Origin of the sequence: Sphingomonas palmae (assembly GCF_900109565.1) — a bacterium.
GTDB lineage: Bacteria > Pseudomonadota > Alphaproteobacteria > Sphingomonadales > Sphingomonadaceae > Sphingomonas > Sphingomonas palmae.
The window spans coordinates 18,678-32,346 of the sequence record NZ_FNZZ01000007.1 but is presented as its reverse complement, the minus strand read 5'-3'; the positions used below and the strand labels follow the sequence as shown (position 1 = coordinate 32,346).

General features: G+C 68.1%; 10 protein-coding genes. 3 read left to right on the top strand and 7 right to left on the bottom strand.

Annotated elements, in window-relative coordinates; genetic code table 11:
* Positions 1-135: 135 nt before the first annotated feature.
* Positions 136-1,437 carry a homogentisate 1,2-dioxygenase gene (gene hmgA, locus BMW51_RS14600; RefSeq protein WP_093007765.1) on the top strand — a complete coding sequence of 434 codons (1,302 nt, stop codon included), beginning with the start codon at positions 136-138 and terminating at the stop codon, positions 1,435-1,437.
* On the top strand, positions 1,434-1,814 hold the full coding sequence (locus tag BMW51_RS14595; RefSeq protein ID WP_093007763.1) for a Rieske (2Fe-2S) protein: 381 nt from the start codon (positions 1,434-1,436) through the stop codon (positions 1,812-1,814). The genes hmgA and BMW51_RS14595 overlap by 4 nt, the downstream gene beginning before the upstream one ends.
* 38 nt (positions 1,815-1,852) lie before the next feature.
* Here BMW51_RS14595 and BMW51_RS14590 read toward each other — a convergent pair whose 3' ends face one another.
* Entirely contained in the window at positions 1,853-2,419 is a 567-nt protein-coding gene (locus tag BMW51_RS14590) for a lipocalin family protein (RefSeq protein ID WP_093007761.1), read from the bottom strand.
* Positions 2,420-2,454: 35 nt separating this feature from the next.
* A complete protein-coding gene (locus BMW51_RS14585; RefSeq protein WP_093007759.1) occupies positions 2,455-4,560 on the bottom strand; it encodes a malate synthase G in 2,106 nt (701 codons plus the stop codon).
* An 88-nt stretch (positions 4,561-4,648) separates the two neighbouring features.
* On the opposite strand from BMW51_RS14585, the gene BMW51_RS14580 reads away from it, so the two are divergent.
* On the top strand, positions 4,649-5,536 hold the full coding sequence (locus tag BMW51_RS14580; protein ID WP_093007757.1) for a LysR family transcriptional regulator: 888 nt from the start codon (positions 4,649-4,651) through the stop codon (positions 5,534-5,536).
* Between the two features lie 4 nt (positions 5,537-5,540).
* Here BMW51_RS14580 and BMW51_RS14575 read toward each other — a convergent pair whose 3' ends face one another.
* The 5 genes from BMW51_RS14575 to BMW51_RS14555 form a co-directional block, all read right to left on the bottom strand.
* The gene (locus BMW51_RS14575; protein WP_093007755.1) at positions 5,541-5,912 is read right to left on the bottom strand and encodes a tRNA-binding protein; all 372 of its coding nucleotides are present in this window, start codon (positions 5,910-5,912) and stop codon (positions 5,541-5,543) included.
* A 13-nt stretch (positions 5,913-5,925) separates the two neighbouring features.
* Complete coding sequence (locus BMW51_RS14570) at positions 5,926-6,597, bottom strand: glutathione S-transferase family protein (RefSeq protein WP_093007753.1); 672 nt, start codon at positions 6,595-6,597, stop codon at positions 5,926-5,928.
* A gap of 116 nt (positions 6,598-6,713) precedes the next feature.
* A complete protein-coding gene (gltB, locus tag BMW51_RS14565) occupies positions 6,714-11,240 on the bottom strand; it encodes a glutamate synthase large subunit (protein ID WP_093007751.1) in 4,527 nt (1,508 codons plus the stop codon).
* The gene (locus BMW51_RS14560) at positions 11,237-12,676 is read right to left on the bottom strand and encodes an NAD(P)-dependent oxidoreductase (RefSeq protein WP_093007749.1); all 1,440 of its coding nucleotides are present in this window, start codon (positions 12,674-12,676) and stop codon (positions 11,237-11,239) included. Before BMW51_RS14560 ends, gltB begins: the two co-directional genes overlap by 4 nt.
* A gap of 156 nt (positions 12,677-12,832) precedes the next feature.
* Positions 12,833-13,639, bottom strand: coding sequence for an undecaprenyl-diphosphate phosphatase (locus BMW51_RS14555; protein WP_093007747.1), 807 nt, complete (start codon positions 13,637-13,639; stop codon positions 12,833-12,835).
* Between the last annotated feature and the right edge of the window lie 30 nt (positions 13,640-13,669).

The window sequence follows — 13,669 nt, the reverse complement described above, 5'->3', positions numbered from 1 at the left end:
CACCGATGCGCGCACGAAGGTGCGCGAGCGAGCCCGGCCAGCGCGACGAAGCCGGCGCACAAGGCGCGGCTTCGCCGCGTCTGACGCGCCGGCGGGCGTGACACGACACGCAACAACGAGACGAAAGGACCGAGGATGACCAACCCCACCGCCCCCGCCTACATCCCCGGTTTCGGCAACCACGTCTCGACCGAGGCAATCCCCGGCGCGCTGCCGATCGGGCGCAACTCGCCGCAGCGCCCCGCCTTCGGGCTGTACGCCGAGCAGCTGTCGGGCACCGCCTTCACCGCGCCGCGCCACGAGAATCGCCGCTCGTGGCTCTACCGCATGCGCCCGACCGCCGAGCACCCGCCGTTCAAGGCCTACGAGGGCGCCAAGCGCTTTGCGCCTGGCACTGCCGACGCACCGCTGCCACCCAACCGACTGCGCTGGGATCCGTTGGCGATGCCTGAGCGAGAGGGCGTCGACCTGATCGATGGCATGACGACGATGCTCGCCAACCGGCACCCCGCCGATCTGGAGGGGGTCGCGATGCACGTCTACGCCGCGAAGCGCGACATGGACGCGCGCGTGTTCGTCGACGCGGACGGCGAGTTGCTGTTCATCCCCGAGCAGGGGCGGCTCGAGCTGCTGACCGAACTCGGCCGCGTCGAGGTCGCGCCGGGTCAGGTCGCGTTGGTGCCGCGCGGGGTGCGGTTCAAGGCGAAACTGCCCGACGGTGCCGCGCGCGGCTACGTGGCGGAGAATCACGGCGCGCTGTTCCGCCTGCCCGACCTGGGCCCGATCGGCGCCAACGGTCTTGCCAACCCGCGCGATTTCGAGACGCCGGTCGCCTGGTTCGAGGACGTGGACGCGCCGACTGAGGTGATCCAGAAATTCATGGGGTCGCTGTGGACGACGACGCTCGACCACTCGCCGCTCGACGTTGTCGCGTGGCACGGCGATTTGGCGCCGTGGCGCTATGACCTGTCGCGCTTCAACACAATCAATACTGTCAGTTTCGACCACCCCGATCCGTCGATCTTCACCGTGCTGACGAGCCCGAGCGACGTGCCGGGGCGCGCTAACGCCGATTTCGTCATCTTCCCGCCGCGCTGGATGGTGGCGGAGGGGACGTTCCGCCCGCCGTGGTTCCACCGCAACGTGATGTCGGAGGCGATGGGGCTGATCACCGGCGCATATGACGCCAAGGCCGAAGGGTTCCAGCCCGGCGGCATCTCGCTTCACAACATCATGAGCGGACACGGCCCCGACGTGGCGAGCTGGCAGGGGGCAAGCGCAGCCGAGCTCAAGCCGCACAAGATCGAGGGTACGATGGCGTTCATGCTGGAAAGCTGCTGGGCGTACCGGCCGACCGACTATGCGCTTGCGCACGCGCAACTGGATTACGACGCGGTGTGGGCGGACTTCCCCAAAGCAACGCTGCCGGACTCGTGAGCGACACCGACACTGATGGCGGCGCGCGCGTGTTCGCGACGCCGCCGGGGGTGAAGCTCGGCGCGCTCGACCAGATCGCCGATGGCACCGCGCGCAACTACGTGCTGCAATTGCGCGCCGGGCGCTTCCACGGCTTCGTCGTGCGACAGGGCGCGGCGGTGTACGGCTACGTCGACCGCTGCCCGCACGCCGGGCTGCCGCTCGCGCAGGAGCTCGACGCCTATCTGACGCCCGATGGCGCGCGGGTCATGTGTTCGTGGCACGGCGCGGTGTTCGCGATTGACGACGGCCGCTGCGAGGGCGGGCCGTGTATGGGCGCACGGCTGACACCCTGGCCGGTGCGCGTCGACGACGGCGTGATCGTCACCGACGCGTGAACGTCACCGGCGCGTGAACGTCACCCGCGGCCTGATCGTCACGGCTGATGCGTGCGGCGCAGCGTGCCGGTGTCGTAGCCGAGCGCCTTCGCGCGCGCGAACAGCGCCTCGACCTGCTCGTCGCCCGGTCGCGGTGAGCGCGTGAGCAGCCATAGGTAGCGTCCGCCAGGCTCGCCGACGATCGACCAGCTGTAATCGTCGGCGTGGTCGAGCACCCAATAGTCGCCGACGTAGAGCGGCCCGAAGAACGACAGCTTGAGCTTGGCACCCGTGTCCTTGTCCACGACCACGCCCTTCGCGCGCGCAACCTTGCGCTTGCCCCCGCGGGTGCCGGCGTTGGTGACGCCGATACGGTCGGCGGCGAGGCGCGAATAATCGGCGGTGACCGCGTCCATCCCTTCTTCGAAGACATATTCGTGTCGCGCGATCTCGTACCAGCGGCCGAGATAGCGGTCCAAGTCGACCGGCTTCGCGGGCTCGGGCACGCGCGGGTTGATGACGGGCGGGCGCTTGGCGCGGAGATAGAGGAAGCCGCCGAGGCCGAGCGCGGCGGCGCCGACGCCCGCCAGAACGCCGGCTTTGGGAAGAGTGGATTGCTGTGCCATGCGCATCCTACCAGCGAACGCCCGCGTGGGTTCCCTCAGCTTGCCACACGCGCCTTTTCACGCAGACGGGCGGCGTGGAGCAGCGGCTCGGTATAGCCGCTCGGTTGCGCGACGCCGTCGAACACGAGTGCGCGCGCGGCCTGGAAGGCGATGCTCTCGTCCTCGCGCCCGGCCATCGCGCGGTAGGCCGGGTCGCCCGCGTTCTGCGCGTCGACCTTGGCTGCCATGCGCCGGAGCGCGGCGTCGATCTCGTCCGCGGTCGCGACGCCGTGAAGCAGCCAGTTGGCCATGTGCTGCGAGGAGATGCGCAGCGTCGCACGGTCCTCCATCAGGCCGACGTCGTGAATGTCGGGCACCTTGGAACAGCCCACACCCTGGTCGATCCAGCGAACGACGTAGCCGAGAATGCCTTGCGCGTTATTGTCGAGCTCCTCGCGCACCTCCTCGGGCGTCCAGTTGCGGCCTACCGCGAGCGGCACGGTCAGCAGGCGGTCGAGCGAGGCGACCGGCTCGGCGCGGCGTGCCTCTTGCCGCTGGAATACGTCGACGCGGTGGTAGTGCGTGGCGTGGAGCGTCGCGGCGGTCGGCGACGGAACCCAGGCAGTAGTGGCCCCGCTCATCGGGTGCGCGACCTTCTGTTCCAGCATGTCCGCCATCATGTCGGGTGCGGCCCACATGCCCTTGCCGATCTGCGCGCGACCCGACAGTCCGCAGGCGAGCCCGATCTGTATGTTGCGATCCTCGTACGCCTTGATCCAGTCGGCGCCCTTCATCTCGGCCTTGCGGATCATGGGGCCGGCGCGCATCGCGGTGTGCATCTCGTCGCCGGTGCGGTCGAGGAAGCCGGTGTTGATGAACACGATGCGGTGGCGCACCGCGTGGATGCAGGCGGCGAGGTTGGCGGAGGTGCGGCGTTCCTCGTCCATTACGCCGACCTTGATCGTGTGGCGATCGAGGCCGAGCAGGTCCTCGACCGCGTCGAACAGCCGGTCGGTGAAGGCGCATTCGTCGGGGCCGTGCATCTTGGGCTTGACGATATAGATGCTGCCGGCGCGGCTGTTGCGGCGCGCGCCCCGGATATCGTGGAGCGCGACGAGGCTGGTGACGATCGCGTCGAGGATACCCTCGGGGGCCTCGCTGCCGTCCGGCAGCCGCAGCGCGGGCGTGGTCATCAGGTGGCCGACATTGCGAACGAACAGCAGGCTGCGGCCCGGCAGGACGATCTCGCTTCCATCCGGCGCGGCGTAGCGGCGGTCGGGGTTCAGCTGGCGCGTGACCGGTCGGCCGCCCTTCTCGAACGTGTCGGTAAGATCGCCGCGCATCAGCCCGAGCCAGTTGGCATAGGCCGCGACCTTGTCGGCGGCGTCGACCGCGGCGACCGAATCCTCCAGGTCGCAGATCGTCGTCACCGCGCTTTCCAGGATCACGTCGGCGATCCCGGCGGGATCGTCGCGGCCAATCGAGTGGGCGGGGTCGAACACGACCTCGACGTGGAGCCCGTTGTGGCGGAACAGCCGGCCGGTCTCACTGTGGCCGACGTACTGCGCGGGGTCGGCGAGTGTGATGCGGTCGCTGGTGAGCTCCGCCCATGATCCGCTGGCGAGCGGCACCGCATCGTCGAGGAACGCCTTTGCCCAGGCGATCACCTGAGCGCCGCGTGCCTTTTCGTAAGCGCCGCCGGGATTGGGCGAGCCGAGCGCGTCGGTGCCGTAGAGCGCGTCGTAGAGGCTGCCCCAGCGCGCGTTGGCGGCGTTCAGCAGGAAGCGCGCGTTGAGGATGGGGACGACCAGCTGCGGCCCGGCAGTGCTCGCGACCTCTGCGTCGACGCCCACCGTGTCGATCGCGAACGGCGCGGGTTCGGGAACGAGGTAGCCGATCTCGCGCAGGAACGCCTGATACGCGGCTTGGTCGATCTGGTGGCTGGCTCGGGCGGTGTACCAGTCGTCTATCTTGTGTTGCAGCTCGTCGCGGCGCGCGAGCAGGTCGCGGTTCTCGGGTGCGAACCGCGCAAAGATGTCAGCGACGCCCGACCAGAAGGCGTCGCGGTCGACGCCGGTGCCGGGCAGCGCGCGCTCGTCGATGAAGGTGGCGAGGGCGTCGGCGACGCACAGCCCTGCACGGTCGGTCATCTGCTCGGTCATCTTGTTTCTCCTGCCCGCGCTTGTAGTCGCACATGATCCTTGTCACTAGAGGCATAGCTGTTGAGGCAGTCGATACCTGAACGCACGAATGATCGATCCCGATTACATCTTGTTGGCGCGGTTGGTGAGCGCAGGCAGCATTGCGGCGGCAGCGCGAGAACTGCGGCTGTCGCCCGCGATGGCGTCGCGGCGACTCGCGCGGCTCGAGGCGCGGCTGGGCGTGCGGCTGGTGCAGCGAACGACCAGGCGGCTCGCCTTGACGCCGGCGGGCGAACAGTTCCACGCCGACGTGGTTGCGATCCTCGCGGCGGTAGAGGCGGCCGAGGCACGCCTGACCGGCGCGGCGGCGGCGCCCGCAGGGTTGCTGCGGGTGACGGCGCCCACCTCGTTCGGCCGGCTCCACATCGCGCCGCAGCTGCACCGCTTCCTCGCCTCCTATCCCGCGGTAACGCTGTCCTTTGACCTGTCAGATTCGTTCAGCGATCTGGTGGCGGAGGGGATCGACGTGGGCGTGAGGATCGCAGCCTCGGTCCCCGCGGGGCTCGACGCGCACCGGCTAGGCGCCAGCCGCCGCGTCCTGTGCGCCAGTCCGTCATACCTGGAGCGCGCGGGGACGCCGGCACGAATTGCGGACCTGCGCGAGCACGCGCTGCTCGCTGCCGAGGGGCAGCTGCCGTGGCGGCTGGTGTCGGATACGCGCCGCGCGAGCGTCGATCACGCCAGCCGGGTCGGAACCAATTCGAGCGAGCTGGTGCGCGAGCTGGCGTTGTCGGGCGTGGGCATTGCGCTCCGATCATTGTGGGACGTGGGCGAGGCTCTGCGCAGCGGCCGCCTGGTGCGCGTGCTGCCCGAATGGGAGGGGACACGCGATGTCGCGATCTGGGCAGTACACCCGCGCGCGCCGATCGTCTCGCCCGCGGTGCGCGCGTTCGTCGCCTTCCTGCGCGAGGTGATCGATCCCGCGGCGTGGGAGTGAGGTGCTAGAACAGTCGCCCGCCGTTCGGCACCGGGTGCGCGGGTGAGACGAGCACCACCGCGCCGTCCGCATCGGGGAAGCCGAGCGTCAGCACCTCTGACATCATCGGTCCGATCTGGCGCGGGGGAAAGTTGACCACGGCCGCGACCTGACGCCCGACCAGTTCGTCGGCGGTGTGGCGGACGGTGATCTGCGCCGAGGAGCGTTTGACGCCGATCGTATCACCGAAGTCGATGGTCAGCTTGAAGGCGGGCTTGCGCGCCTCCGGGAATGGATCGACCGCTAGGATGGTGCCGACGCGCACGTCGACGCGCATGAAGTCGTCGAAGGTGATGGCATCGGCGGCGGGCGCGTCAGGGTCGTTGGTGACGTGCATCAATCCCTCGGCGTCAGAAATCCGGGTTCTCGTAATAGCTCGGCGGCTCGATCCCGCTGACGCGTTCGGTGAGGAGCGGGCGAAAGCTGCGGCGGCTCTTGAACGCGGAATACCATGCCTTGGCATGCGCGTGCCCGGTCCAGTCGATTCCGCCCAGATAATCCGCGACCGAGACCTGCGACGCGGCGGCGAGGTCGGCGAGGCTGATCGTCGCGCCCGCGATCCATTTGCGGTGGTCGAGCAGGTAATCGATATAGTCGAGGTGCCCGACCGACGACTTCATCGCCTCACGCAATCGTGATGCGTTGGGCGCGGTGCGGTGGACCAGCCGGTTGAGCATCCGCTCTTCCAAGAGCGGCTGCGTCACGTCGCGGTAGAAGAAGGTGTCGAACCAGGTGACCAGCCGGCGGATCTCGGCGCGATTGGCTGACGAGCCGTTGATCATCGCGGCGCGGTCGACCGTTTCCTCGAAATACTCGCAGATCGCCAGCGAATCGATCAGCACCTCGCCCTTGTTCGGCTCGACCATTACCGGTGTCTGCCCGGCGGGGTTCATGTGCAGGAAGTCGTCCCGCCGCTCCCACGGATGCTCGCGCACCAGTTGGTAGCCGACGTCCTTTTCATTGAGCAGCGTGCGCACCTTGCGGGTGAACGGACACAGGGTGAATTGGTGCAACTGCCACATATGATGGTGAATAGCGGGACTGCCGTGGCGGGCAAGGCCGCGGATAGCATGCGGCGGCGGGTTTGAGGCGAAAGGTGGGTGCGTGCGTCATCCGCGTGGACGACGCACGCGATCGCCTATTCCGCCGCGACGAGTTCGACGCTGTCGTCAAGCGGGTAGGACAGGCGGGTGAGCATTTCCTTCGGCACCACCTGCCAGAAATGCGCGAGCGCGGCGTCCCAGTCTTCCAGCAATCCCTTAGACCAGCGGCTGTCGGTCGCGCGCGCGTGCGCCTCGACCAGCGCGCGCAGCTTCCCCTCCCAGTGCTCGGAGGCGAGGCGCTGCCACACGATGCTCTCCGGGTTGGCGTTGCGCGCGAAGCGGCCGGCGGCGTCGTAGACGAACGCCATGCCGCCGGTCATGCCGGCGCCGAAGTTCTGCCCCACCTCGCCCAGCACCACCGCGGTGCCGCCGGTCATATACTCGCACCCGTTCGCGCCGCAGCCCTCGACCACGACGTCGGCGCCCGAGTTGCGCACCGCGAAACGCTCGCCCGCCTGTCCCGCCGCGAGCAGACGACCCGCAGTGGCGCCGTAGAGCACGGTGTTGCCGAGGATGGTATTGTCCTGGCTGGCGAGCGGTGACGACACCGCGGGGCGGACGATGATCGTGCCGCCCGACAGCCCCTTGCCGACGTAGTCGTTGGCGTCGCCGAACACCTCGAGCGTGATGCCGCGGCACAGGAACGCGCCGAGCGATTGCCCGGCCGAACCGCGCAAGCGGACGGTGACGTGGCCGTCGGCGAGCTTGCTCATCCCGAATCGGCGCGTGACCTCGCTCGACAGCCGCGTGCCGACCGCGCGGTGCGTGTTGCGCACCGAATAGGTCAGCTGCATCTTCTCGCCGCGCGAGAAGACCGGGGCAGCGTCCTTGATGATCTGCGCATCGAGGCTGTCGGGCACCTCGTTGCGGAAGGTGGAGAGCGAGAAGCGCCGCTCCGCATCGGTAGCATCCACCTTGGCGAGGATCGGGTTGAGGTCGAGGTCGTCGAGATGCTCGGCGCCGCGGCTGACCTGGCGCAGCAGCTCGGTGCGGCCGATCACCTCGTCGAGGCTGCGCACGCCCAGCCGCGCGAGGATGTCGCGCACTTCCTCGGCGATGAAGGTCATCAGGTTGATGACCTTCTCGGGCGTGCCGACGAACTTGTCGCGCAGCTTCGGGTCCTGCGTGCACACGCCGACCGGGCAGGTGTTCGAGTGGCACTGACGCACCATGATGCAGCCCATCGCGACCAGCGACAGCGTGCCGATGCCGAACTCCTCCGCGCCGAGGATCGCGGCGATGACGATGTCGCGCCCGGTCTTCAATCCGCCGTCGGCGCGCAGCTTGATCCGCCCGCGCAGCCCGTTGAGGGTGAGGACCTGGTTAACCTCGGACAGACCCATCTCCCACGGCGTGCCCGCATATTTGATGCTCGTCTGCGGGCTCGCGCCCGTCCCACCGACATGGCCGGAGACGAGGATGACGTCGGCGTGCGCCTTGGCGACGCCCGCCGCGACAGTGCCGATGCCGGCCGACGACACCAGCTTGACGCAGACGCGCGCGCGCGGGTTGATCTGCTTCAGGTCGTAGATCAGCTGCGCCAGATCCTCGATCGAGTAGATGTCGTGGTGCGGCGGCGGCGAGATGAGCGTGACTCCAGGGGTCGAGTGCCTGAGCCGCGCGATGAACTCGGTCACCTTGAAGCCGGGCAGCTGCCCGCCCTCACCGGGCTTCGCACCCTGCGCCACCTTGATCTCGATCTCCTCGCAGGCGTTGAGGTATTCGGAGGTGACGCCGAAGCGACCGGACGCGATCTGCTTGATGACCGAATTGGCGTTGTCGCCGTTCTCGTACGGCTGGTAGCGAATCTTGTCCTCGCCGCCTTCGCCCGAGACCGCCTTCGCGCCGATGCGATTCATCGCGATCGCCAGCGTCTCGTGCGCCTCGGGCGACAGCGCGCCGAGCGACATGCCGGGGGTGACGAAGCGCTTGCGGATTTCGGTGATCGCCTCGACCTGATCAACCGCGACGCCCTCTGCGGGGAAGTTGAACTGGAACAGGTCGCGGAGATAAATCGGCGGCAGGTCGGCGACCCCGCGCGAGAATTGCAGGTAGCTCGAATAGCTGTCGGTCGACACCGCCGTCTGGAGCAGGTGCATTAGTTGCGCGGAATAAGCGTGCGCCTCGCCAGTGTGGCGCTGGCGGTAGAAGCCGCCGATCGGCAGCGTCGCGACTGCGCTGTCGAACGCCGCCTCGTGCCGCTCGGTCGCGTTGACGTGGAGCGAGGCGTAGCCCTCGCCCGAAATCTTCGCGGGCATGCCGGGGAACAGGTCGTTCACCAGCGCGCGGCTGAGCCCCACCGCCTCGAAATTATAGCCGCCGCGATAGGAGGAGAGGACCGAAATCCCCATTTTCGACATGATCTTGAGCAGCCCCTCCTCGATCGCCTTTTTGTGGCGGACCAGGCAGTCGTCGAGGCTCAAGTCCCCGAACAGGCCGCGCGCCTGCCGGTCGACGATCGCGGCCTCGGCCAGATACGCGTTCACCGTGGTCGCACCGACGCCGATCAGCACGGCGTAGTAATGCGTGTCGAGGCATTCGGCGGTGCGGACGTTGACGGACGCGTAGGAACGAAGCCCGCGGCGAACCAGATGCGTGTGGACCGCGGCGGCGGCAAGCACGCCGGGGATCGCGACGCGGTCTTCACCGATATGCTCGTCGGTCAGGAACAGCTCGCTGCGCCCCTCGCGCACCGCCTGCTCGGCCTGGTTGCGGATGCGCTGGATCGCGGCGCGCAAGCGCTCCGCGCCGCCACCCGCCTCGAAGGTGCAGTCGATCTCGGCCGCGCTTGAACCGAAATAGGCCTTCAACCGGTGCCAGTGCGCGCCGGTCAGCACGGGCGAGTCGAGCACCAGCACGCGCTCGCGCCGATCCTCGGTGTCGAGGATGTTGGCGAGATTGCCGAAGCGCGTCTTGAGCGACATGACGTAGCGCTCGCGAAGCGAGTCGATCGGCGGGTTGGTGACCTGGCTGAAGTTCTGGCGGAAAAACTGGCTGATCAGGCGCGGCTTGTCGGAGATGACCGCGAGCGGGGTGTCGTCGCCCATCGATCCGATCGCTTCCTTCGCGGTCTCGACCATCGGCGACAGGATCAGCTCCATGTCCTCGAGCGTCTGACCCGCCGCGACCTGCCGCCGCGCCAGCTCGGCGCGGTCGTAGCGCATGGTGCTGTCGGCGGGGGCAGGGGGCAGGTCGTCGATCGCAGAGAACTCGCCGATCATCGCGGCATAATCGTGCTCGGCGGCGATCTTGTCCTTGATCTCGCGATCGCGCAGCACGCGGCCCTCAAGCAGATCGACCGCGATCATCTGCCCCGGACCCAGCCGGCCCTTTGCGACCACCGTGCTCTCGGGCACCACCACCATTCCCGCCTCGGAGCCGATGATGAGCAACCCGTCGGCGGTCTGCGTATAGCGCAAAGGGCGCAGTGCGTTGCGGTCGACGCCGCCGACTGCCCAGCGCCCATCGGTCATCGCCAGCGCCGCGGGGCCGTCCCACGGCTCCATCACGGATGCCAGATACTGGTACATCGCGATATGCGCGTCGGGCGTGTCGCCGCCCGCCTGCCATGCCTCGGGTACCAGCATCAGCTTGGCGGTGGGTGCGTCTCTCCCGGAACGGCAGATCGCCTCGAACGTCGCATCGAGCGCGGCGGTGTCCGATGCGCCCGCGGGAATCACCGGCTTGATGTCCTCCGAATGCTCGCCGAACGCGATCGAGGCCATGCGGATCTCGTGGGAGAGCATCCAGTTCTTGTTGCCGCGAACCGTGTTGATCTCGCCGTTGTGCGCCAGGCAGCGGAACGGTTGCGCCAGCCACCATTGCGGGAAGGTGTTGGTCGAATAACGCTGGTGAAAGATCGCGACGCGGCTCTCGAACCGCTGATCGGTGAGGTCGGGGTAGAAGACCGACAGGCTCTCGGCGAGGAACAGCCCCTTGTAGATGATCGAGCGGCACGACAGCGAGCATACGTAGAAGCCCTGGATCTGCGCCGCGATGACGCGCTTCTCGATCCGGCGGCGGACGAGGTAGAGGTTCTTCTCGAACTCGTCGGCGCTGACCGCATCGGGTAGCGGACCCGCGATCATGATCTGCTCGATCTCGGGGCGCGTCAGCTGCGCCTTGGCGCCGATCACCGACACATCGACCGGCACCTGGCGCCAGCCATAGATGGTGTAGCCCGCCTCGATCATCTCCGCCTCGACGATCGTGCGGCACGTCTCCTGCGCGCCCAGATCGGTGCGCGGCAGGAACACCATGCCGACCGCGAGCCGATTGGGCAGCAGCTTGTGGCCCGAGGCGGCGACACAATCGTCGAAGAAGCGCACCGGCAGATCGACGTGAAGCCCGGCGCCGTCGCCCGTCTTGCCATCGGCATCGACCGCGCCGCGGTGCCACACCGCCTTCAACGCATCGATCGCCGACTGCACGACGCGGCGCGACGGCTTGCCATCGGTCGCGGCGACGAGCCCGACACCGCACGCGTCGCCCTCGAACTCCGGGCGGTACATGCCGTGTTCGGCAAGCCATGCGCGCTGGTCGGTCATGGGTGCGTCGCTCATGCTGCCACCTTCGTGTTCGCGGCCTTGGCCTTCAGGTACTTGTGCATCGCGGCCGATACGTCGCGGCCGTCGCGGATTGCCCAGACGACCAGGCTCGCGCCGCGGACGATATCGCCGGCGGCGAACACGCCGTCGAGGCTGGTCATCAGCGTCTTCGCGTCGACCAGCACCGTGCCCCAGCGCGTGACGCCTAGCTCGGGCGCGTCCCACAGGTGCGGCAAGTCCTCCGCATCGAAGCCGAGCGCCTTGATGACGAGGTCGGCGGGCATGTCCTCCGCCGCGCCGGGGTCTACCTCGGGCGCGCGACGGCCGCTCGCGTCGGCGCTGCCCAGCCGCATGCGATTGGCGCGGACGTGGGTGACGCGGTCACCGTCCGCGACGAAGGCGGCGGGGGCGGAGAGCCAGACGAACTCGACGCCCTCTTCTTCCGCGTTCGCGACCTCGCGCTGGCTGCCGGGCATGTTGGCACGGTCGCGGCGGTACAGGCACTTCACGCTTCGCGCGCCCTGGCGGATTGCGGTGCGGACGCAGTCCATCGCGGTGTCGCCGCCGCCGATCACCACGACGTGCTTGCCCGCGGCGTTGAGGCTGCCGTCCTCGAACTCAGGCACCTGGTCGCCGAAGCTCTTGCGATTGGAGGCGGTGAGATAGTCGAGCGCGGCGACGACACCCGCCGCGTCGTGCCCGTCGACCTCGATTGCGCGCGCCTTGTACACGCCGGTCGCGATCAGCACCGCGTCGTGGCGGCTGCGCAGTTCGTCGAGCGTCGCGTCCTCGCCGACCGCGAAGCCTTCGTGGAAGACGATGCCGCCCGCCTTCAACCGGTCGACACGGCGGGTGACGACGGGTTTTTCGAGCTTGAAGCCGGGGATGCCGTAAGTCAGCAGCCCGCCCGCGCGGTCGTGGCGGTCGTAGACGTGGACCTCGTAACCGTGGCCACGCAGATACTCCGCCGCCGACAGCCCCGCCGGCCCCGCGCCGATCACGCCGACCGACTGTCCGCGGGCGGGTCCGGGGACGAGCGGCTCGACCCAGCCTTCCTCCCACGCCTTGTCGGTCACGAACTTCTCGACCGACCCGATCGTCACCGCGCCGTGGCCGGTGAACTCGATCACGCAATTGCCTTCGCACAAGCGGTCCTGCGGGCAGATGCGGCCGCAGATCTCGGGCATGGTCGAGGTCGCGTTCGACAGCTCGTACGCCTCGCGCAGCCGCCCTTGCGCGGTCAGCCGCAGCCAGTCGGGAATGTGGTTGTGCAGCGGACAATGCACCGAGCAGTACGGCACGCCGCACTGCGAGCAGCGCGCCGACTGATCCTCGGCCGACTGTACGGCGTAGCGCTCAGCGATCTCGCGAAAATCCTCCGCACGCGCTTCCGCATCGCGCTTGGCGGGATAGGCTTGCGGGCGTTCAACGAAACGAAGCATGTCGGCCATCGGTCAATCTCCGATCGCCGCAATTTCATATCAAAGTCGCGGTGTCACGCGAAATCAAACAACATAAGCATCATGTCGGACCCAATTTAGTGCATTTAGTGAGTTGCAGTCTTCTCTAGGGCAACTCGTTAGACAATAAAGGTCCGACGCGGACCATCAGCGCATCAACAGGAATAAAGCCGCGGCACCCGCGACGATCCGGTACCACGCGAAGGGTGCGAAGCCGTGCCGCCCGACGATGCCGACGAACCAGCGCACCACCAGCAACGCGACGATGAACGACACGATGAAGCCAACGGCGATCGCGCCAAGCCCGGCGCCTTGCCCCGCCATCAGTTCGTGATGGTGCCCGGCGAGCTCGACCACGCTCGCCCCCAGCATCGTCGGAATAGCGAGAAAGAAGCTGAACTCGGCCGCGGTGCGCCGCTCGACACCCAGCGTCAGCGCGCCGAGGATGGTCGCACCCGACCGGCTGACGCCCGGCACCATCGCCAGGCACTGGACGAAGCCGACGCCGAGCGCGGTGCGCGCGGGCACGTCAGCGATGCCGCGCGTCGTACCGGGTTTCACCACGCGTTCGATCACCAGAATGGCGAGACCGCCGACGATCAGCGCCACCGCGACGACGCGCGGTTGCAGCAGCAGCGCTTCGATCTGCTTCTTGAGCGCCAGGCCGATCACCGCGGCGGGCACGAAGGCGATTAGCAGGTTGCGCACGAAACGGATCGGGCCGGCCTCGCGGCGGAACAGCCCTAGCAGCACGGTCCAGAACGTCCGCCAGTAGAGCACCACCACCGCGAGGATCGCGCCCAGCTGGATCACGATGTTGAACAGTCGCCAGTGCGCCTCGTCGTAACCGAGCAGCGCGCTCGCCAAGATGAGATGGCCGGTGGAGGAGACGGGCAGGAACTCGGTCACCCCCTCGACGATGCCGAGGAGGACGGCGGTGAGCAGGTCGTTCAAGAGGGCGTCTCCGGTAGGAAGGGGTAGCGA

Coding starts and splice junctions, on each gene's coding strand:
- hmgA (WP_093007765.1), top strand. CDS start 136: ATGACCAACCCCACCGCCCCCGCCTACATCCCCGGTTTCGGCAACCAC.
- BMW51_RS14590 (WP_093007761.1), bottom strand. CDS start 2,419: ATGGCACAGCAATCCACTCTTCCCAAAGCCGGCGTTCTGGCGGGCGTC.
- BMW51_RS14585 (WP_093007759.1), bottom strand. CDS start 4,560: ATGACCGAGCAGATGACCGACCGTGCAGGGCTGTGCGTCGCCGACGCC.
- BMW51_RS14580 (WP_093007757.1), top strand. CDS start 4,649: ATGATCGATCCCGATTACATCTTGTTGGCGCGGTTGGTGAGCGCAGGC.
- BMW51_RS14575 (WP_093007755.1), bottom strand. CDS start 5,912: ATGCACGTCACCAACGACCCTGACGCGCCCGCCGCCGATGCCATCACC.
- BMW51_RS14570 (WP_093007753.1), bottom strand. CDS start 6,597: ATGTGGCAGTTGCACCAATTCACCCTGTGTCCGTTCACCCGCAAGGTG.
- gltB (WP_093007751.1), bottom strand. CDS start 11,240: ATGAGCGACGCACCCATGACCGACCAGCGCGCATGGCTTGCCGAACAC.
- BMW51_RS14560 (WP_093007749.1), bottom strand. CDS start 12,676: ATGGCCGACATGCTTCGTTTCGTTGAACGCCCGCAAGCCTATCCCGCC.